A 20,753-nucleotide genomic window follows, 5' to 3' on the forward strand; every position below is an offset into this window, starting at 1 on the left:
GCGTCAAACGCCCTTCAGGCGCCGGTAATCCCGGGGAGAAAGTCCGATCATCTTCTTGAACAGGCGGGAAAAGTAATAGGCATCTTCATAACCCAATTCGCGGGCAATCACCGCGACCGGTTTGCGGGTAGTGTCCAGCAGATAGGCCGCATGCTCCATTTTGAAGCGGATAAAGCGCTGGATCGGCGAGCTGCCGGTCATTTCCTTGTAGCGCTTGGCGAAGTAAAAACGCGACAGGTTGACGTGAGCCGCCAGTTGGTTCAAATCCAGGTGGCCGTGCAGGTGATGCAGCATCTGCCCATGGATTTCATCGAGATTGAGGGGCTGGTGGCCGTGACGTGCCTTGGCAATCTGCACGGCGATATACGTCAGCAGGCGCCGCAGGTGATTAGCCACATGGATGTAGACTTTCTGGCTGAAACCGGACTGACGAACCGCCAGCAGGGTTTCGAAATCCTCCACCACCCGGGGCTGGACGCCCAGCGGCAGCGAAGGCTGCTCGAAACTGTAGCCGAAATTCTCGATGAAATCGTCGCTCAGGGAACCCTCGAAGTGCACCCAGAAGATACTCCAGGGATCGGCGGCATCCGCCTGGTAACGGTGCACGCAATCCCGGGGTAACAGCACCAGATCCCCCCGTCCGATACGATGAGGACGACCTTCCACCTGGAGATCCGCCACCCCCCCGAGACAGTAGATCAGCAGGTGGTCGTCATGCAGGTCACGCTGCATCTCGTGGCCGCCCGCCTTGGGATAATAGCCGAAACTCGTAGGATAGAGGTCCCGACACAAGGGGTGTTGACGCAATGTCTCGACAATATAGTCCGGGACAATGAATCGGATACCATCGGGACCCAGCGGCCACCGAGAGGGTTTCGACATAAAAACCTTCTATATAAACAAGGAACTACGCTTTATGACAGACGTGTTATCAAGCAACGGGAGAACAATAATATCCATCAATACGACAATTTAATCAATCCAGAGCAAGTGCTTGGTATGTTTGAATGACGTCGTCGCTGCTAACGAAGACGCTATAAGCCGACCGCCATAACAAAAACAAGAAATGGCAGGCAAAATAAGAACAAGAGGCAAATAGTGTAAAGCCCTGGGGAAAACGAACAGCTTGGTTAGCAGCGACTTTTGTTTTCTCCTGCCACCTTCCCACCATTTTTTGTCTTGCCAAAGCCAAAGCGGTTTCCGTAGCATTTGAAGGGAAGCCCCACTCCCGTCAACCGCGTTTCAATGCGTGCAGACTCATCATGTCAATCGTGGCCCGAGAAATTTCCTGCGCCGAAGGCCGTATTGGCGTTCTGACGCTATCTTCGCCGCCGTTTAGTGGCCACCTGTCGCTGAAAGGCATCGACGACAGTCTCGCAGCGCTCCGGCGATGGAAAGACGATGCCGCCCTGGCCCTGGTCGTCCTGCACGGGGACGAAAACACCTTTTGCACCGGTGTCGACCTGCGCGCCCTGCACGAAACCCTGCTCCCCGGTCGGAATGCGTTGCCGCCCTACATCGAGAGCACTTTCATCCAACTGGCGTTACTGTTCCACCAGTTGCACACCTATCCCAAACCGGTTTTGGCCTGGGCCTCGGGTGCCGCCGATGGTGCCGGTCTCGGTCTGCTGTCCGCCTGCCGCTATCGTTTGGGCACACCGTCCCTATGCCTCTCTCAGACGGAGGTCCTCAGTGGCTATTGTCCCGCGGCCGGGGCGACCTGGTATCTCAACCGCCTACCCGGCAATATTGGCCTTTTCCTGGCTCTGACCGGAGTCGGCATACGGGCCGGGGATGCCTGCCGCCTGGGCCTGCTCGACAATTTAGTGGATGGGGACAGTCTGGAACCGCTGCTCGAGTCACTGCGGCAAACCCGCTGGGATACGACGATGGCAGCCAACGACAACCGGCTGCACCGACTGCTCAAGCAATTTCCCCGGGAATCGGCGACCGCCGAAAACTCGCCCATGGCAAACCATGAGGCCGCCATCATCGAGGACTGCCGGGCACCACGGGTCAACGACGTGATCTCGGCTTTGCAGGCCCGCTCCGACGACGGCCCATGGTATGCGGAAGTTCAACGTAATCTGCGGCGGGCCAGTCCTGTCAGCAGCCGGCTGATTCATGAACAGTTGCAACGGGGGGCATCACTTTCGCTGGCTGCGGGCTTGCGCATGGAAGTAAACCTGACCGTCAACTGCCTGCAACGCGAAGAAGCCGTCAACGGCATCTGGTCCCGCCTTAATCCGGACAGAGGATCACCCAGTTGGTCCTACCCCAATCCGTGGGAAGTACCGGATGAGTGGATAGCGTCCCACTTCGAATCCCCTTGGCGGAACGCCCATCCACTGGATCACCTGTAAGGCGGCCGAGGGCCTCAGGAGGACTGAGCGCCCGCTTGCACCAGCAGCATTTCCAGGTCACGGTTATGATGATCACGGGCGATCGCCAGAGCAGTCCGGCCATCAGGCGCAACGTAATTAACGTCAGCCCCCGCTGCGATCAGGACCTGAGCCATCAGCAGATCGTTGTTCTGCACCACCTGCATCAGCAGCGATTCACCCTGCCGGGTCACGTTGACATTGCCGCCGTCGTTCAGCAGCTCCCGAACCACCGCCAGGTTACCGGCACGTGCGGCGTAGGCTACAGCGTTGTCCCCATTGCTGTCGGTACGATTGACCGCCGCCCCGGCAGCGAGCAGCACATGCACCAGCTTGTGATCGCCATTACTGGCCGCCAACATCAGTGCACTGGGCTGTCCTGGGGGGCCGATATCGGGACGGGCACCGACACGCAACAGGGCCATGGCGACGCCGTGATGAGCCTTGGCAACCGCCAGACTCAGCGCCGTTCCCTCCGGACTGACCGCATTGACCGGACTACCGTCGGCAATCAGTGTTTGAACCTTTTCCAGGTCCCCCTTGACGCTTGCCAGCATCAGCGGCGTCGGCGTGCTTACCTGTTCGACAGCCTGGTTGGACGCGCCTCCTGAAGACGCGCAGCCGGACAGCTGCGACATCCCCAGTAAACCCGCTACCAGGCCCGCATTGATTAGACGTCTCATTATTATGGTTCTCGCTCCCAAGTCACTGCATTTTCCGCCAGCGCCGGGGACAGCGTAAACCGAACCGGTCACACTTCACCGTTCCCTGGCCTCGTCCTGAAGCCTGACTTACTGTCTTTCGAGATCAGCCACCGTCCGAAAAAGTTCCGCCGCCAGATGACGCAAACGCTGCTCCCCCTGTCGGCGCCCGCCGACAGCGCCTTCCGCCTGCAGCTCTGCCCAGTTTCGCTGTTGCAGGACGGCCGCAACCCAGAGGGCCTGATCGTCCTCCGACCAGGTGGAGGGAATGCCCTTCAGCATTGCGTAATGACTCAGTCGCTGCAAGGGCAGCCGGGACAATTCAAACTGCCGGTGCCCCTCACCGAAATAGTGGAGCTCGCGCTCATCTTCCGGCACCAGCCCGGTGCCGGGCGGTAATGCCGCCATCAACGCACACACCAAGCCCGCATCCAGCCAGCGCCAGTGCGTGGCGAGCAACCCCGGCCAGTGCTCGGCAAAGCGGGCTCGCTGCGCCTCGACAAGCCGTCGGCCAGCCGTCGAAAGCCCTTCACCCAGCATGACGGCGTAAGCGCCACTACTGGCTTCACGATGCAATCCCAGACGCATGACGTCGAGACCACAGGCACACCAGAACGCCAGCAAGGCGACGTCGGCGCCAAAACTGGTACCCAGCACATCCCAGCCCGCCATCAGGGCCTGTTCCCGGGCCGCGGCAATCAGGCGGGCGCCGATCCCGAGACGCCGACACTGGGGATGAACGGCAACCCTGACCACGCGGCCATAACGCAACCCGATGGCAGTCGGATCACCGCCATGATTGGCCAGGGACTGGGGGAGCAGGTGTCCGCGCAGGCGTCGCCGCCCCATGGCCACCGCGTCGCCCAAAGCGGGGTCCAGGCCGCCCTCCTCCTGCACCCAGAGCACCCCCACAACAGTCTCGCCCTGCTGGGCCAGCCACAAGTGCAGGGTATCGTCATCCAGCAATTGCCGAAGGTCATCCGGCGTCGTGCGATAATGGGCTTCCACCAACAGGCCATAGGCTTGGCGGAGCAAACCCTCATCCCGGTCCCGCTCGGACCCCGGCCAGGACCTGACGACAAGCTCTGCCTCAGGCACCTCGATCTGGTGTGCCGCTTCGGCATCGAGCAGCAGGGTCCGCGTCAACCAGCTTTCCACCGGATCCCCCGGTGCCCAACGCACGGGCTGAGACAGCTCCTGGCGACGCCACTGCGGTGTCTCGGTCTCCAGCACCCGTTGGAAGCGCAAGACGAATCCCCGCCCCGATCCCTCATAACCGTGCACTGTTGTCGAAAATACGACCCGGGCATAGGCACGCAACAACCCGGTCAATATCGCCGTCGGTAGGGCTGCGGCCTCATCCACCAACAACAGGTCCGCCGTCGGCCGTTCATGCAGCAGCACGTCCGGCGGAACAAACCGCAGCTCAGCGGCCTCTGTACGCAAAAGGCCTGATTCACCGCGGGCATCCGGCCAGGCCAGGGCGGCATGCCGGAACAGGCTGTCCACGGCAGACAGGTGGGGAGCCGTTACCAGAATACGCTGACGATCCTCCTGCAACAGTCTGGCGGCCGCAATACCGAGTGCGGACGATTTGCCCCGCCCACGGTCTGCCGTCACAACCAGCGGCCGCCGCCGGTGTCCCCGGACCACATGGATAACCGCATCGATAGCCTCGACTTGATCAGGTGTCGGCTCAATAGCGCTGGCAGCTTGGGTGCGAGGAGCCTCCATGACGGGCACCTGCGGCCAGGGATGCGCCTGACGCAACCGCAAGATCGTGGGATCGACCAGCAAACTCTGAATCAGGCGATGAGAGAAACGCTGAGCGGACGCCTTCAGGTCGTCGCCCGTATCAGACAACGTAGACGACCGATCCTCCAACGGTGGCAGCAACATGAGGAAGATGCCACCGGCCACCAGGGTCCCGGTCAGTGCCGCCAAGGCATCGGGAGCATAGCCGCTGCGTCCATTCCAGATCAGCAGTTGCCTTTCGCTACCCAGCCAGCGGTTGGCTTCCCCTGGCGTGCAACAGGGCACCTCTGCACAGGCCCCATCGCCCACCCAAAGCGCCCTCTCGGCAGGAACTTGTGTCAACCAGACGGCAGCAACCTGGCAAGCCCAGTCAGCCGCCCCCTCGACCAACACCATACGGCGATGACCTGACGACAACGCCTGGCCCTGAATCGACTGCGCCAGTACGGGAACGGCAGCTAGCTGATCCTTCATCGTGAAATACCGGCACCTTCAACCGATACGATGGCCATCTCAGCTGAGATCGACTGCATAGCGTTTGAGGGCACCCAGCTCGCAATGCTCCAGCGCCGCTTCGCCGGTCGCCTGAATTCGTACCCGGGGCGGGCAGCCTGCCTCATAGGCCTCCTGCCAGCGCGTGGCGCATAAGCACCAGCTATCGCCAGCACGCAGCCCCGGAAAGCCGAAGGCCGGCATCGGTGTGCTCAGGTCGTTACCCCGTTCCCGGGAAAACGCCAGGAATTCGTTCGTCATTACCACGCAGACGGCATGCACGCCCACATCGTCCGGCCCGCAACGGCAAAAGCCATCACGGTAAAACCCGGTAACCGGGTCGGCGCTACACGACTGCAAAGGCTCTCCCAGTACGTTCAGCGGTGTCGTCTTATCCATTGCAGGCATTAGGGTCTCTCCCTGGGCGGATAGCGGAAAGGCCCCATTATGACGAACTGGAGGACACTGAGCACCCAGAACCGCTGTCGGCGGGCTTCAGCCTCCGGAAAGACGGTGCCTGCGCTGGCGAATCATGCTCCGATAGGTCTCGCTGAGCGCCCTGGCCTCAATGGCAGGACAGCGCTCGAGAATCATCAGGCGCATTTCAAAGCGGGCAATTTCCATCGCCAGCCGGTATTTACGTTCATCGGGAACAGCAGTAGCTTCCGTCATGGGACCACAGACTCCAGGACAGGGGGAAAGAAGTTTGCGCAAACCGAGCACAGAACGTGCCAGATAGGCGATGCACCACTATTCCACTATCACATTGATATCCAATGACATTGTCGTGACAACATGACTACCGGAAGCCTCCTTCGCACCAACAGGGTTCCCGGCGGTGCCGTTACGCGCGATAAGCGGGCACGGTCGGAAACAGTTCCGCCGCACCGGGCGGCTTCAGGTACAATGCGAGGCTTCTGAGCACGAGGAGCCTCATGCAACTGACCGACGAACAACACGCCATCATTACGCAGGGATTCGAGCACTGCGTGATCACGGCTGTTGCCGGCAGTGGCAAGACCACCACCCTCGCCTGGCGCATCCGCTATCTGCTGGAGCAGGGGCACGACCCCGAGCGCATGCTCATTCTCATGTTCAACCGCAGCGCCCGCGACGACTTCACCCGCAAGCTCCGTGAAATCACCCGCGAAAGCGGTCGCACGCTCCTGCCTGAAATCCGCACCTATCACGCCATGGGCTTTCGCCTGTACCAGCGATTTATTCGCGAAGGCTTTCTGCCTGCCTATCAGGGCGATGTGCTCAGCGATCAGGAAATCCAGTACCAGGTCTGGCACCTGCTGCGGCAACTGGTGCCGGAAGATCTGCAGGACGAGGCCCGGCGCAACAAGAAGGAGTTCGTCGAAACCGCCACCGGCTTCGTCGATCGGGTCAAGACGACCCTGACACCGGCAGAAGCGGTTTTCGAGGCCCTCGACTACGGTGAACGTCACCGCTACCTGATCGACCTCTTCCACGCCTTCGAACAATGGCGCAAGCGGGAACGCCGGATCAGCTACGCGGACATGCTGTACGAACCCGTCATGGCCATTCACCAGCACCCGCCCCTGCAAAAGTTGGTCGCCAATAAAATGGACATGATCCTGGTCGACGAATACCAGGACACCAACGAAATCCAACACCTGCTGCTGCGCTACATCGCCGGTGAGCGGGCGCGGGTAACGGTGGTGGGCGACCCCGACCAGACCATTTACGAATTTCGCGGTGCCCGGCCGGAGTTCATTCTCAATCGCTTCGGCGAAGAGTTCGAATCGCCGCTCGAGCAGACGCTCTCCTACACTTTTCGCTACGGTCATCGCGTTGCACTGCTGGCCAATCACCTCATCAGTCACAACCAAGGCCGCAAGGATGTGCTCTGTCATGCCCATGCCAGCACGCCGGATACCCGTATTCATCGGCATGTGAGCGAGGACGACGCCGACGTCGTGGTCCGCCTGGCCCGCAACTATCAGGCCGAAGGGCGCCCCCTTAGCGAGGTTGCCGTCCTGTTCCGTGTCTGGAGCCAGAGTGTGGCGATCGAGTTACGCCTCCTCGCCCAGGGCATTCCGTACCGGATAGAGAACAGTAAAGGCGCACTATTCACCCGAGAGGTGGAAGCCATCATCCATCTGCTGCAGGTGAGTAGCGGCCGCCTCGCCGACCTCGACGGCCCGGCCCGAACCCGCGCGGCCCGCAGCCTGTTACGCTTTCCTCACGTGGGCCTGCGGGAAGGAGAAATGTATGAACTGGCGGAGTACCTCAGTCAGTTCGAGCAGGACTGGGGCAAAATACTGCTCAATCTCGACACCCAGCAATGGAAGGCACTGCCCGCCCGCAAGATTCGGAAATTGGGTCGGGCGCTGGAGGACTTGCAGGGCTTTCCCGGTCGCGCCGGCGACCTGATCAGTCGCTATGCCGAAGCCACCGAACTGAACGAAGGTTTACGCAGCCTGGCTCTGACCCATGAAACCGCCGATGAACGTATCGGCACCGTTGCGGGCTTCCGTCACTACCTGGACGCCCTGGATGTCAACGCCGCCATGGCCCTGGAGCATCTGGAACGGCTACAGGCGGAAGCGAATCAGTCCCGCAGCGACGGCCTGCATCTTTCGACAATGCACCGCAGCAAGGGGCTGGAATGGCCGGTCGTGGTGATTCCCGGCCTGCAGGAAAAATACCTGCCTTACACCTTGCGGCAAAGCGACAACCTGGCCGCCTTCATCGAGAGCGAGCGGCGGCTGCTGTATGTCGCCATGACCCGCAGCCGAGAGGCCCTTCACCTGCTGACCCGGCCTGCGCGCGCCCTGCCCGGTGACACGGAACAGGCGCCCAGCCGCTTCATGAACGAACTCCGCTTCGACCTCTGCGAAGAACTCGGCCGTCGTTTGGGCGAAGACGAAAGCACGCTGACACTGAGCACCCCCGTCACGCCCCTGGCGCGCCGTTATGCACAGCACTATGACCGAACCCTGAGCGGCGCAGAACCCGCCGCCGAATCGGCTGCCGATGGTCAACTGTTGTGGCATCACCGGTCGTTACAGCATGCGGTATTCGGCCCTGGAGAGGTTGTTGGCGAGGATGAGCGGGCTTTTGAGGTCCGCTTCGAGAGCGGCGAGACCCTGAATTTCAGCAAAAAAAGCGCGCACCTGTACTTCACGCCACTCGAATCCTGACAACTCACTGGTTTAAATGACATTTGCGCAATGCGGGATTAAGCCAATTGACTACGGGCCGCGTACTGGTACTTTGTGAGCCGTTCCGCCCCAGAAGCACCATTCAGCAGTAAGACGTGTCGAGTAATGGCCCGAACGGCCGTCCAGAACAGGAGGTTCCGATGAAAAGTTTCCGCGTCCTAGCGATGTCCACCCTGTCCGCCCTGATGGCGGCGGGCGCCATGACGGCACACGCAGATACGCCCCCGAAGGTTTATATCAATCCCTTTATCGGCTATCAGCTTTTCGACCACAAACGTGGCATCGATGATAGCGCCACCTACGGCGCCGGTTTGGAATATCGCTTCCGCGATGCCTGGTCGCTGGAAGGCGTTTTCAGTCACGCTGAACCGGATTACAAGAAAGGCAAAGGCTCCGGCAGCAGCAGTTTCAATGAGTATCGCCTGGATGCCCTGCACTATTTCACACCGGATCAGGCGCTGCAGCCCTATCTGGCCACCGGGGTCGGACACGCCAACTTCACCCGCACCCACGGTGAGACCCGCGTCAATGCCGGCGGCGGTCTTCGCTACGCGCTGACCCCGGCATTCTCCCTGCGCGCCGACGCCCGCGAGTTTTATGGCATGGACGACGATACCTGGGACACCATGTTGTCGGTCGGTGTCAGTTGGGGCTTCGGCGGCCATAGCCAGCCAGTGAGCCAGACCATGGAAACCGCGCCCGCCATGCCGGCGGACAGCGACAAGGACGGCGTACCGGACGCGCAGGACCAGTGCCCGGGCACGCCTGCAGGCACAGCGGTCAACAGTCAGGGCTGCCCCGTCGACAGCGACAAGGACGGAGTGCCCGATGCACAGGACAAGTGCCCCGGCACGGCGGCCGGCGTTATCGTCAACAGCCAGGGCTGCCCGGTGGACAGCGACGGTGACGGCGTTCCCGACAACCTGGACAAGTGCCCCAACACCGCCAAGGGCGTCAAAGTCGACAGCAACGGCTGCGAAGGCAAGAAGGCCGTGGTCAAGACCATCCGGATGAACATCCAGTTCCCAACCAACTCGGCCAAGGTCCCGGCTCAATACGACCAGGAAATCGGCAAGCTGGCGGCCTTCATGAAGGCTTATGAAGATACCGACGTGGAAATCGGCGGACACACCGACAACACCGGTAACGCTGCCTACAACAAGCAGTTGTCACAGCGTCGGGCTGACGCCGTTCGTCAGGTACTGATCCACAAGTACGGCATCAAGCCTTCCCGGATTACCGCCATCGGCTATGGCGAAGCGCAACCGGTGGCAAGCAACAAAACCGCCACGGGCCGCATGCAGAATCGCCGTGTCGAAGCGCGCATCCAGAAGGAAGTGCAGTAACGCTTGGCTGGATTCGCAGAACGGAAAGACCATGACATGGCTCTTTATCTCAAATTCTGAGTAAATGAGTGAATGTATGGATACAAGCCCCGCAATCGCGGGGCTTTTTATTGGTTCATCGCGCTTAAGCGGGAAGGCCGGATTTTGTTTCCGCAAAGGGCTGACCCTAACCCCGTTTTAGTACCGCTCTTTATCAGAAAAACCCGGCAGATGCGTGGCGAAGTAGTGGCGTAACGTGTGGGCGGTGACACGCCTGTTCAGATTCAGGGGGCGGATCGCCTTTTGGATGGTTTTCTGTAGCGTCCTGGGTGACGTGTGCCAGCGCCGATATACACGACGCTCTCTATCCCACCTCACTGAACTGGATGAAAACAGGTATTGCCTTTGAAAGCTGGTCGATGCGTTTTTGTACTTTCTGGCATACGCAAATGGTAGATCCACCTGACCCCAGCCAAACCCTGGCCAAATCAAGAGGATCATCAGAAAGAGTTGGTGAACTCCATCAAAGGGTTTTGTTTACAAGAACAATTTTGGCGACCCCTGCGTTCATGTACTTGAAAACTGGATTATGGTTCATAAGATGCAAGGTGCCTTTTGGTTCTAACGTTGAGACTGTGCGGCGCAAACGAAACGAAGCATAGTTTGCGTCCGAATGAGTGACTTTTTAGCAGTCTGCGTACCATCACTTCGTTGCCGCAGCGACAAGACATTCGCCCGGCGCCTCGAACCCATCTCTCGATTCGAAACTGCGCAGCGATCTTTCCACCTCATTCCACACGGACTCGCGTTCTTCAGGCGGCAGTTGAGCCATCATCGCATTGAACCCGCCGAACGCTTCCCGGGCGACCTGTACGTACTCGGCGGCAGTGGCCGCTCGATGGGGTACCGGCACGGCGCGAATCTCGGGGTTGGCAAAGCCGGCCTGATTAAAAATGCCTTCGAGCACACCGGGACCGCCCAGGCTAAACGGTCCAGGCTGTCCCGGAACGGGGGGTGAGAGATGCGCGCGGCGGCGGATGATGGAAGCCGGCACGGCACCCCAGGCATTCCGGTCGGGCGTGGAAAACACGGCGACCGCAACACGGCCGCCTGCTCTCAGGACACGGCGCCACTCACTTAGCGCGGTCACTGGGTTCGGCATGTACATCAGACCAAGCCGGCACAGCACCACATCAAAGGTACAGTCCGAGAGGTCCAGTTTTTCGCCGTCCATAGTGCGAGTCTCAACCTGCTTTAGTCCGCGTTCATGGGCGACCTGGCGCGCAAGCTCGAGGATCCCTTCCGAGATGTCAGTTGCCAGTACATATCCGCCAGGCCCAACACGCCCGGCGGCACTCACAGTTGGTTCGCCGGCGCCGGCGGCGATATCCAGAACGCGCTGACCTGGCTGAATACGGACGAGGTCGAGCATCCGGCGGGTTACTTCGCCATACCAGCGTTCCAGAAAGGGAGTCCAGTATCGCCACGCTGCGCCATCCTTGTTCCATTGCTCCCGCTGCGTGTTCTTGTATTTCGCTGCATCGAATGAGGGTTGCTGTTCGTCCATGTAAATTTTTCTCCTGGTCAAGCGTTGAACCTGATGCGCGGGCTCAGCGGCCGATTTGGAGGCGCACCGCGCCGGAAAAGCGGTCCGCTGCAGCCCCTGGTTATGCCCTCAATGTAGATAAAAAGGCAATTCCCGCAGAAATTTCCTCAGCACAATATTGGCCCCAGTGTTCGTGTTCTTGGCACCACTCTAGGAAATGGATTAAGCAGAGAAGTTGCTCTTCATTCAGCGCGGCCAGTCTCTGCTTGGTTTCCAATTGATACTTTAAACCTGGGGAAAGGTTGTATATCAAAAACTCAGTTTCTGTCTTATCGTAACTTGCATCTTCCGCCAGCGAGTATCGAAGGTATGAGGGAAGAACCCACCGCCAACCTTTGGCTGACAAACATGACATTTCCTGATGAATCTCTCTGATACCCTCAGGCGGCAATTCTTTTCCTTTAAAGCTTTGAAGATCTTTCCGTAAGTACTCGCATTGAAAGCAAGCGTCTTTGTGGAACGACAAAGCCAGCCCTTGCGGTTTTTCTACAAAGGGGAATGTGGCTTCAATTTCCTTTCTCAGATCCTCAGTATTCATAAGGCATAACAGTGTAATAGAGCGGACCCTACGGTCCGCATATTACTTTGTAGCGGCAGGTGTCTTATCTCGCCACTTTTCTAGGATAATCAGCAGCCTACCACCTTGATCGCTAAATACACAATTGCAATAGTGCGGACCCGATGGTCCGTGTTATTGCATTCTGCACTCAGCCTCAATACAGAATTTCCTTTTTCTGTTCAAACACCTAATTACTACGGTAGAAAACGATGGAGCAATATACGGACCCGCAAAAAGATACTAACGGCTTTCAGGAAAAAGCGAACCATTTAGCGGATAGCTTAGTCGCCCAAGGGCTGAAGGAATATCGAGTAATAGGCGAAAATGAACGTTTTTGGTGAGGATAGGTAAGGGCTGGAAGCTGACATCTCGGGGGAGGCTCACCAATGTCGGCTTTGGCCGAAAAAGGGACATCACATCACCAGGCTTCGTTGGCTGACGTGAGATAGGCACCGTGGCCAAAGCGGAAAGGTCATCTCAGCAAATAAAGCGCCATGACGCACTCAAGAAAAAGCCCCGCAATAGCGGGGCTGATCTCCATACAATCACTCATTTACACGACATCCGCTAAAGAGTGATTGGGTGGCAGGGTTCGGGAATGCTTTCCCCTCACCCACACCCTTTCTCAGGTCAAGACGGCCATCGATTGCTTGGAGAACGCTTCGATGTCGTCGTTGCGGCCTTCGCGGACCTTGGTCAGCCATTCCGGGTCCTGCAACAGCGCACGGCCAACCCCGATAAGGTCGAATTCGTTGCGTTGCATACGCTCGACCAATTCGTCGATACCCGCCTGCTCGACCGTGTTCTGCTTGCTCATGAACGTACCGCTGATGAAGTCTTCCGTCAGTCCGACGCTACCGACTGAAATCGCCGGTTTGCCGGTCAGCTTCTGCGTCCAGCCAGCCAGGTTGAGGGAAGAACCCTCGAATTCCGGCTCCCAGAAGCGGCGCTGGGAGGCATGGAAGATATCCACACCCGCTTCTGACAGCGGCTTCAGGAAGGCTTCAAGTTCCTCCGGGGTCGCCGCCAGCCTGGCGTCATAATCCTGCATCTTCCACTGCGAATAACGCAGGATAATCGCGAAATCCGGACCGACCGCATCGCGGGCGGCTTCGATGATTTCGATAGCAAAGCGCTGACGCTTGGCCATGGAACCACCATATTCGTCGTCACGCAGGTTGGTGCCGGCCCAGAAAAACTGGTCGATCAGGTAACCGTGGGCACCGTGCAGCTCGATGCCGTCGAAACCCAGCGCCTTGGCGTCACGGGCAGCGTCGGCAAAGGCTTTGACCACGTCGGCGATGTCCGCCTGGGTCATGGCCTTACCGTTGGCCTTGCCCGGCGCATAGAAACCGGAGGGGCTGAAACCCGGAACCGACGGATCCGGCTCCATGCCTTCCTTGCGGATGGCGCCCACATGCCAAAGCTGCGGAACGATCTGTCCACCCGCGGCGTGCACTTCTTCGACCACACGGCGCCAGCCGGCCAGGGCTTCTTCACCATGAAAGGCCGGAACATTCTGGTAGCCGTTGGCCCCCGGATGATTGACGGTGGTGCCCTCGGTCACCAGCAGGCCCACACCGCCTTCGGCGCGACGGCGGTAATAGGCTGCAACGTTTTCGCCCGGGACATTGCCCGGCGACTGGTTGCGGGTCATCGGCGCCATAACGACCCGGTTTTTCAAATTCAGTGACTTGCAGCTAAAGGGTTGGAACAGGGGACCGAGATCCAGGCTCATAAAGGCCTCCATACAACGTAATCGGTTTCGACAAGGGGCTATCGCGCAACACGATAACGCCCGTTAATTCGGTTTCAAAATGCAACTCTATTCAATCGAGTTTCTAAATGCAACCAAATTAGATACACTGCCCACATGAGCCGAAAACGTTTTCTCGATACCGAATGCCCCGTCGCCCGCGCCCTGGATCAGGTCGGTGACTGGTGGTCCCTGCGCATCGTCCTGCAGGCCATGTACGGCACCCGTCGCTTCGTCGACTTCCAGCAACAGTTGGGCATCGCAAAGAATATTCTTTGTGATCGGCTGTCGCGCCTGGTCGAGCACGATGTGCTGCGCAAGGAGGATGTCGGAGAACACGGTTCCCGTTACGAATACCGGCTGACCGAAAAAGGTCGCGACCTCTTCACGGTCGTCGTGGCATTGCGCCAGTGGGGCGACAAGTGGATTCCGACGGAATTCCCGCCTCTCGATCTGCGCGACAGGGAAAACGGCGCGCCGATACAGGCAGTCCGGGTGCTGGCGGGTGACGGTCGGGCCCTGGACGTACGGGATGTCTTCACGCAGGTGGACGAACGCCAGAACACCGGTTCCTGAACCGATCATTAATCACTACAACCATCGCGGTACCTGACGACGATAGTCGGCGTAGCGCTCGCCATATTGCGCAGCCAGCGCTCTCTCTTCCGCCATGGCCTGCTGAACAATCACCACCCCACCGACGATCCAGCATATCAGCGAAAACAGACTCGGTAGCGCCAACATGAATCCGAGCTGCCCAAGCAGAATGCCCATGAACATCGGATTGCGGGAACGCGCGAAGGGGCCTGTCGTCAGCAAGGACCGTCCGGGCTCCGGGTCTATCCCGGTACGCCAGTCCATATGCATATAAGCGTGCACATAGTCGATCACGTAAAAGGACAGCAGCAACAGGACGACGCCCGAGACTTCAATAAAGGGACGAAAGGGCAGCTCGACCACACCCAGCCACGGGTCGATCGGCCAGACCACCCGAACCAGGCACACGACCAGGATCGTGGCCCGGAACAGATTGAACAGGTGTCGGCCCCACCAGGTCCGCGATCCCCGGCGTCCATAATGGATATGGGAGAATCCCATCCGATCGAACAGCGCCAGACTGATACTGGTGTAATGCAGGCCGATCATCAGGAAATACAGCGCCAGGAAATCCCGGACGATACTTTCGATGCCGCTGGCGGACATGGGATTGCCGACTCCGGTGGCTTACTCGTGAGTCTCGAGCATGAACTGCAGGTTACGCCGCACAGCCAACCATTCCGGTTCGACGATCGAGAAAACCACCGTATCGCGGAAACTGCCGTCGGCCATCTTGTAATGATGACGCAAAACGCCATCCTGCCTGGCGCCCAGGCGGGCAATCGCCGCGCGCGATGCCCGGTTATGCCAGTGGGTCCGAAACTCGACCGCAATGGCCTTCAGCTCTTCGAAGGCATGGGTCAGCAACAGTAGCTTGCACTCGGTATTGATGCCGGTGCGCTGCGCACTGCGGGCATACCAGGTTGCCCCGATTTCCAGCCGCCGATGGCTCGCCTCGACGTGCAGGTAGCGAGTCGATCCGAGCAGCTTCCCGGACGCATTGTCCCTCACCGCAAACGGCAAACTGACGCCTTGCGCCTGCTCTTCGAGTGCTTCCTCGATGGACGCGGCCATGTTTTCCGGTGTCGGCACCGAGGTATACCAAAGACGCCAGAGTTCACCATCTCCGGCGGCGGCCTGAAGACCTTCACAATGCTCCGGCTGTAGTGGTTCGAGCGTCACACGACGGCCACGCAGTGTGACCGGGTAGATCCAGTCTGACATGACAGGTCCTTGGCAAATGGCGAAAATCCGTCTGATTCCGCCGACCAACGTACCGGCGGACACATAGCATGTCGTAACGGCACCGCCTTGCCAAGCCTGGAATTTTCAGGAAACGCTGGAAACCTGCTGCAGCACCTGCAGATAACCCGGAGGATCGGCAACGACGCCTCGGTTTTTCAGCAGACGGTGCATACGCGGCAGCCGGAAGTACGGCACGGACGCCATCAGGTGATGCTCGATATGGAAGTTCACGCGGACCGGAGCCACCGTCATCCGCGCCAACCAATGAGCCCGGGTGGTGCGCGTATTGCGGAGGCTATCCGCACTGTTTTCCGTCAACGCGTGCTCTGCCAGCGATCGAATACGCACGAACAGGCTAAAGGTGGTGAGATAGGCCGCCACCCAAACCAGATACAACCAGGCCTGTCCCGCGGCTAACAGAAGCATTGCCAAAATCGCATTCGAAATGACCATCCCACGCATATTGCGAAAGCCGTCGCGGACGTAATCCCAGCGCCCCAGCCCTTCCCGCGAACGGCGGCGGGCATCGTTTGCCACCGTAAAGCCGTAATACCCTATATCGATCAGAAACTGGCCGGCGATCCTTTTCAAACCGGTCAGCCCGATAATATCTCGCAGTATTTTGCGTGCCAGCGATAGACGCGTCACCGGAAAAGGTGCCGACAGGCTCAGATCCGGGTCGCCTTCCTGGTTGGTATGCGCATGGTGCTGCAGGTGATGTCGCCGATACCGGGGCAGATCGTTCCAGACAATCCGGGCGCATAGCCAGTCAGTGAGTTTCTCGTTGAGGAACCGGGTTCGAAACAGGGTGCCATGCGCCGCCTCATGCATCAGTATCGCCAGCGCCAGCTGCCTCCCGCCCAGCACCACCAGCCCCACTGCAACCGTCCAGATACCCGGCCAGCGGGCCATCATAACGAAAGTCGCCGCAATGACTGCCCAGGTGGAAAGCACCGCCCACCACCCTGCCAGATCAGAGCGACGCGTCAGGGCCTGAATCTCTTCGCGACTGAAGAGTTCCTTGATACGGGGACGGCTTTGCATCGGTACGACTCCACAACAGGTCATCAATGCAAGGACTTGGCCTCAACGGCGCGGCCCGCGCCGTGAAACTGGAACCGCCGCCGCCAGATGTCGTGACCAGCCTCGTCGAAGCGACGCGTCACTTCGATAAAGCGATGGCGCTCCGCAGCATCCACAAAGGGTTCCGGCAGCAACGGATCAAACACGATCTGACGAATGGCTTTGGCACCTAGCAGAAAAGCTTCCCTTGCCGCCACATCCAGCTCCAGCCCCTCAGCCCGCTCAAGCCAGGCCTCAAGCTGCGTACGTAATCGGTGATAAGCCCCGTTCAGGGATTTGCCATCCCATAACCGCTGAACCAGGGCATCGCGGGTCGCATCGAAATCGCTCGCCAGAAACACCGGGGCACTGGATTCCAGCCCCAAGGTATGCAGACGCTTCCTGACACCAGCAACCCCGCCATCGATATTGTCCGGTCGTATGAACAGCCCCTGTTCCAGCTCCCGGAACCCGAGCATATCCAACGCCCGCATCCGACGCCGAAGGGCCGACCGGTCACTGCGCCCCATCGACACACAGGACACCATGACGAAGGCCCCACTCCAGGGACGTATCCTCGCATCGGCATGCCGCCAGGTAGCCATATCTCGCGCCATATCGGAGGCTGCATCGCCAAACTGGTAGCTTCCGCGCGCCGCCGCCTGAATCAGACCCTCCGATGACAGCCTCACCAACGCAACCCGGATACTGTTTTCGCTGATATTGAACAACGCACCGGCTTCCACCGCCTGGCGCGCCTCGATCGGCTCGCCGCTGGCTGCCAGCAGCAAGTCGAGGATGAGGTTTTTGGCTTTGGGCTTCATATTTAACCTTACAAAAAAATCCAATATCAGGTAATTAAATTAATATTACTGATACAGGAATTTTTAGTCAATTTTAGTAATTTTTTACATCGTGCGGTAAAAAAACAGAATCACTGGCAGGATAAGACCGTACCTGCGACAGCTCTATCCGACGTATGGTTCAGCCAGCCGACGATAGGAACCCCAGGACGATGGAAACGCCAGAAAGGACAACCGTCAGAGGAAAGGACTATTGCGGGGAATCAGGTCCGTCCGAAAAATCGCCGTGTCGCCCGGTACCGGCGCCAAAGCGTCCGGCACCCGCCTGGGCCTCGCCGCTGGCCAGCGTTTTCAAACCATGACGAAACTCATTGGCCAGCGCCTCCTCGAGGGATAATGACGCCTGCTCATAGACGCTCAGGCGATCCTGGCGCAAACATGCCTGCGGAAAAGCCGCCAGTTGCAGCGCCAGGGCTTCCGCCTCGGACATCAGGTCGGCAACCGGCACAATCCGGTTGGCAAGACCGATCTGTAAAGCCTCCTCCGCCGCCACCGGTCGCCCGGTAAGGATCAGGTCGAGGGCGCGGCTCATACCGATCAGGCGTGGCAACCGTACGGTTCCGCCATCGATCAGGGGTACGCCAAAGCGACGGCAGAACACACCAAACACCGCTGATTCGTCCGCCACACGCAAGTCACACCAGAGCGCCAACTCCAACCCTCCGGCCACGCAATAGCCCGACACCGCCGCAATGACCGGCTTGGACAACAACATCCGCGACGGCCCCATAGGCCCGTCGCCGTCCGCTTCCAGCCGATTGATCCGCTCCGGATCACCGCTCGCCACCGCCTTGAGATCGGCACCCGCACAGAAGTGGTCCCCCTCGCCCCGCAGAATGGCAGCGCGCAGTTCCGGATCCTTGTCGAAATCCCGGAAGGCCGCGGCCAATGCCTGCGCCGTGGGTCCATCGACAGCGTTACGATGCTGCGGGCGATTCAGCGTCACCACCAGCAACGGCGGACGTCGTTCTAGCTTGACGTTATCGCCTGCAACAGTCGTCATTGCACACCTCCGGGCAGAACCTCGCGGTTGTATCGAAACAACGGATCAGAGCGACAGGCGCGCCTTCAGCCAAACGGCGATATCGGTCACCTCCTGGGGAGAAACGCCGTGCTCCATCGGGTACGTCTTGTAGGACGCCGGATAGCCAAGGGACTGAAGTCGCTCGACACTCTGGCGCCCCAGGATCTCGGGCACCACCGGATCCAGGCTGCCGTGGCAGACCTGTATCGGCAGATCACGATTGGCGTCGTCGGGTTTGATCGTTTCCCGCGTGGCGAAATAGGTCGACAGGGCCAGCAGGCCGCCCAACCGTTTCGGGTAGGTCAGGGCCACCTGATAGGCCACAGCCCCACCCTGGGAAAAGCCCGCGACAATGATCCTGCGGCTATCGATACCCCGCTCGATTTCCCGGTCGATGAAGGCTCGGATCGCATCCGCCGAAGCCAGGATCTGACGCTCATCGATCTTGCGCTCGATATCCATTTCCAGGATGTCGTACCAGGCCGGCATCACGTAGCCACCATTGATCGTGACCGGGATCGACGGCGCGTGGGGGAAGATAAAGCGAACGGACGCACTCTCAGGCAGCCGTAACTCCGGCACGATGGGCTCGAAATCGTGGCCATCGGCCCCCAGGCCATGGAGCCAGATAACGGTGGCATCCGCAGGTGAACGGGGTTCGATCTCGACACAGGGTAACAGCGACATAGCGAGGGTCCGTGATCAGTGGGAACTAGGGGTAGAGGGATTCCGGCTCAACGGTCACTGTCTGAGTACCGTCACCGATCCAGAGCTGGCCGTCCTGGATATTGCACTGCAGCTGCATGGTTCTCTCGGCCAGCGCTGCCAACGCGCTTGAGACTTCTGCCGGGATATTCACCACATGCAGGTTATCGAAGCGGGCCAGACGGCTTCCGTTCTTCTGCCACCAGAGACTGGCAGCCCGCCCGCCATAGGTATAGAGCCACACCTGCCGGGAACGGGCACAGGCCTTGCGCACCCGGGATTCGTCCGGCAGTCCGAGATCGATCCAAAGCGCGATATCCCCGCTGAGATCCTTTTCCCAGAGATCCGGCTCATCATCCGTACTCAGCCCTTTGGTAAACTGCAGGGCCTCGCTGGCATGGCGGGCAAAGGCCAGTAAACGCAACATCATGCGCTCGTCGGTTTCCGACGGGTGCCGGGCCAGGGTGAGATTGAAATCCTGGTAAAAGTGACGATCCATATCGGCGATTTGCAGCGCCGCTTTGAAGACAGTAGCTTTCAGTGCCATCGGTCATCCGGTTCAAGAAGGGGGCGGGCCTCAGGATACCAGCAAGCCCCAGCGCGTCATACCGTCGCTGACATTCGGCGCAATCTCTGCTTGCTGTTACAATTGCCCCTTCATTTCACGATAAACGGTCCCATGAGCAAGAAGCGCGATATTCCGGTTTTCAGCCACCCGATCATCGAAACCCATTGTCACCTGGATTACCTCAAGGAGATGCCCGTTGCGGATATCCTGGCGGAAACGGAACGGGTCAATGTCGAGCGGGTCATCACCATCGCGGTGGCGCCGGACAACCTGGCATCGGTACGCCAGATCGCCACTGCCCACCGCAACGTTTTCGGCACCCAGGGCATCCATCCCCATGAGGCCGAACTGTTCACTGACGCCGTCGAGGCCGATATCCGCGAACACGCCGCCGCGCTCGACAAGATCGTCGCTATTGGTGAGATCGGACTGGATTACTATTACGACCACGCCGACCGGGAGGTCCAGCGCCAAGTGTTCGCCCGCCAGTTGCAGATCGCGGCGGACCTGGATTTGCCGGTCGTGATTCACAGCCGTGACGCGGACGACGACACCATCGCCATCCTGCGGGATTTCGAAAACGCTGTCCGCCGCCGGGGCGTCATCCACAGCTTCACTTCGGGGCCGGGCCTCGCCCGCTATGCCATCGACAGCGGCTGGTGCCTGGGTTTCAACGGCATAGCCACCTTCAACAAGGCGGAAAACGTACGCGACATCATCGCCATGACACCGCTGGAGCATATCCTGCTGGAAACCGATGCGCCGTTCCTGACGCCGGTACCCTATCGCGGTCGGGAAAACGCACCCTTCTATATTCCGTTCGTGGCGGAGAAGGTGGCAGCCGTCAAGGGGATGAGTGTCGAAGCGCTATTGCCCATCGTCCACGCCAACAGTCTCCGGGTGTTCTGGCCGGAGTAAGCGGA

At 59.5% G+C, this 20,753-nt stretch carries 20 protein-coding genes; 5 read left to right on the forward strand and 15 right to left on the reverse strand.

The features are described 5' to 3' along the window. Positions 1-3 precede the first annotated feature (3 nt). A complete protein-coding gene (locus CLR77_RS03725) occupies positions 4-882 on the reverse strand; it encodes an AraC family transcriptional regulator (protein WP_097459222.1) in 879 nt (292 codons plus the stop codon). Between the two features lie 380 nt (positions 883-1,262). Here CLR77_RS03725 and CLR77_RS03730 point away from each other — a divergent pair, with 380 nt between their 5' ends. Beyond that, positions 1,263-2,363 carry an enoyl-CoA hydratase/isomerase family protein gene (locus tag CLR77_RS03730; RefSeq protein ID WP_097459223.1) on the forward strand — a complete coding sequence of 367 codons (1,101 nt, stop codon included), beginning with the start codon at positions 1,263-1,265 and terminating at the stop codon, positions 2,361-2,363. Between the two features lie 14 nt (positions 2,364-2,377). On the opposite strand, the gene CLR77_RS03735 is transcribed toward CLR77_RS03730, so the two are convergent. The 4 genes from CLR77_RS03735 to CLR77_RS20095 all read right to left on the reverse strand — a co-directional run bounded on the left by CLR77_RS03735 (position 2,378) and on the right by CLR77_RS20095 (position 6,001). After that, positions 2,378-3,064 carry an ankyrin repeat domain-containing protein gene (locus CLR77_RS03735; RefSeq protein ID WP_097459224.1) on the reverse strand — a complete coding sequence of 229 codons (687 nt, stop codon included), beginning with the start codon at positions 3,062-3,064 and terminating at the stop codon, positions 2,378-2,380. Between the two features lie 108 nt (positions 3,065-3,172). After that, positions 3,173-5,311 (reverse strand): tRNA(Met) cytidine acetyltransferase TmcA, encoded by a 2,139-nt coding sequence (locus tag CLR77_RS03740; protein ID WP_097459225.1) that lies wholly within the window; start codon positions 5,309-5,311, stop codon positions 3,173-3,175. Between the two features lie 39 nt (positions 5,312-5,350). Continuing rightward, positions 5,351-5,737: a DUF2237 family protein gene (locus CLR77_RS03745; protein WP_227519787.1), complete on the reverse strand. Its 387-nt coding sequence runs from the start codon at positions 5,735-5,737 to the stop codon at positions 5,351-5,353. 87 nt (positions 5,738-5,824) lie between these two features. Beyond that, a complete protein-coding gene (locus tag CLR77_RS20095) occupies positions 5,825-6,001 on the reverse strand; it encodes a hypothetical protein (RefSeq protein WP_158227111.1) in 177 nt (58 codons plus the stop codon). 263 nt (positions 6,002-6,264) lie between these two features. Here CLR77_RS20095 and CLR77_RS03750 point away from each other — a divergent pair, with 263 nt between their 5' ends. Next, on the forward strand, positions 6,265-8,499 hold the full coding sequence (locus CLR77_RS03750; protein ID WP_097459226.1) for an ATP-dependent helicase: 2,235 nt from the start codon (positions 6,265-6,267) through the stop codon (positions 8,497-8,499). Positions 8,500-8,660: 161 nt separating this feature from the next. Then, positions 8,661-9,866: an OmpA family protein gene (locus CLR77_RS03755; RefSeq protein WP_097459227.1), complete on the forward strand. Its 1,206-nt coding sequence runs from the start codon at positions 8,661-8,663 to the stop codon at positions 9,864-9,866. Positions 9,867-10,548: 682 nt separating this feature from the next. Here CLR77_RS03755 and CLR77_RS03765 read toward each other — a convergent pair. The 3 genes from CLR77_RS03765 to CLR77_RS03775 all read right to left on the reverse strand — a co-directional run bounded on the left by CLR77_RS03765 (position 10,549) and on the right by CLR77_RS03775 (position 13,748). Further along, entirely contained in the window at positions 10,549-11,412 is an 864-nt protein-coding gene (locus tag CLR77_RS03765) for a class I SAM-dependent methyltransferase (protein WP_097459229.1), read from the reverse strand. Positions 11,413-11,512: 100 nt separating this feature from the next. Then, entirely contained in the window at positions 11,513-11,989 is a 477-nt protein-coding gene (locus tag CLR77_RS03770; RefSeq protein WP_097459230.1) for a DUF6714 family protein, read from the reverse strand. Between the two features lie 646 nt (positions 11,990-12,635). After that, positions 12,636-13,748: an NADH:flavin oxidoreductase gene (locus CLR77_RS03775; protein ID WP_097459231.1), complete on the reverse strand. Its 1,113-nt coding sequence runs from the start codon at positions 13,746-13,748 to the stop codon at positions 12,636-12,638. A 135-nt stretch (positions 13,749-13,883) separates the two neighbouring features. On the opposite strand from CLR77_RS03775, the gene CLR77_RS03780 reads away from it, so the two are divergent. Then, positions 13,884-14,342: a winged helix-turn-helix transcriptional regulator gene (locus CLR77_RS03780; protein WP_097459232.1), complete on the forward strand. Its 459-nt coding sequence runs from the start codon at positions 13,884-13,886 to the stop codon at positions 14,340-14,342. A gap of 15 nt (positions 14,343-14,357) precedes the next feature. On the opposite strand, the gene CLR77_RS03785 is transcribed toward CLR77_RS03780, so the two are convergent. The 7 genes from CLR77_RS03785 to CLR77_RS03815 form a co-directional block, all read right to left on the reverse strand. Then, the gene (locus CLR77_RS03785) at positions 14,358-14,969 is read right to left on the reverse strand and encodes a methyltransferase family protein (RefSeq protein ID WP_227519788.1); all 612 of its coding nucleotides are present in this window, start codon (positions 14,967-14,969) and stop codon (positions 14,358-14,360) included. A 21-nt stretch (positions 14,970-14,990) separates the two neighbouring features. Continuing rightward, positions 14,991-15,587, reverse strand: coding sequence for a GNAT family N-acetyltransferase (locus CLR77_RS03790; protein ID WP_097459233.1), 597 nt, complete (start codon positions 15,585-15,587; stop codon positions 14,991-14,993). 105 nt (positions 15,588-15,692) lie between these two features. Next, complete coding sequence (locus tag CLR77_RS03795) at positions 15,693-16,652, reverse strand: fatty acid desaturase family protein (RefSeq protein ID WP_097459234.1); 960 nt, start codon at positions 16,650-16,652, stop codon at positions 15,693-15,695. A gap of 23 nt (positions 16,653-16,675) precedes the next feature. After that, positions 16,676-17,494: a PaaX family transcriptional regulator C-terminal domain-containing protein gene (locus CLR77_RS03800; protein ID WP_097459235.1), complete on the reverse strand. Its 819-nt coding sequence runs from the start codon at positions 17,492-17,494 to the stop codon at positions 16,676-16,678. A gap of 229 nt (positions 17,495-17,723) precedes the next feature. Continuing rightward, positions 17,724-18,536, reverse strand: a complete 813-nt coding sequence (locus CLR77_RS03805) for a crotonase/enoyl-CoA hydratase family protein (RefSeq protein WP_097459236.1) — start codon at positions 18,534-18,536, stop codon at positions 17,724-17,726. A gap of 45 nt (positions 18,537-18,581) precedes the next feature. After that, positions 18,582-19,244, reverse strand: a complete 663-nt coding sequence (locus CLR77_RS03810; protein WP_097459237.1) for an alpha/beta hydrolase — start codon at positions 19,242-19,244, stop codon at positions 18,582-18,584. Positions 19,245-19,269: 25 nt separating this feature from the next. Next, positions 19,270-19,809 carry a YaeQ family protein gene (locus CLR77_RS03815; protein WP_097459238.1) on the reverse strand — a complete coding sequence of 180 codons (540 nt, stop codon included), beginning with the start codon at positions 19,807-19,809 and terminating at the stop codon, positions 19,270-19,272. A 132-nt stretch (positions 19,810-19,941) separates the two neighbouring features. Here CLR77_RS03815 and CLR77_RS03820 point away from each other — a divergent pair, with 132 nt between their 5' ends. Further along, on the forward strand, positions 19,942-20,748 hold the full coding sequence (locus CLR77_RS03820) for a TatD family hydrolase (protein ID WP_097459239.1): 807 nt from the start codon (positions 19,942-19,944) through the stop codon (positions 20,746-20,748). Positions 20,749-20,753: the final 5 nt, after the last annotated feature.

The organism is Mangrovitalea sediminis (genome assembly GCF_002514725.1).
GTDB classification, from domain to species: Bacteria; Pseudomonadota; Gammaproteobacteria; order Pseudomonadales; family Oleiphilaceae; genus Mangrovitalea; species Mangrovitalea sediminis.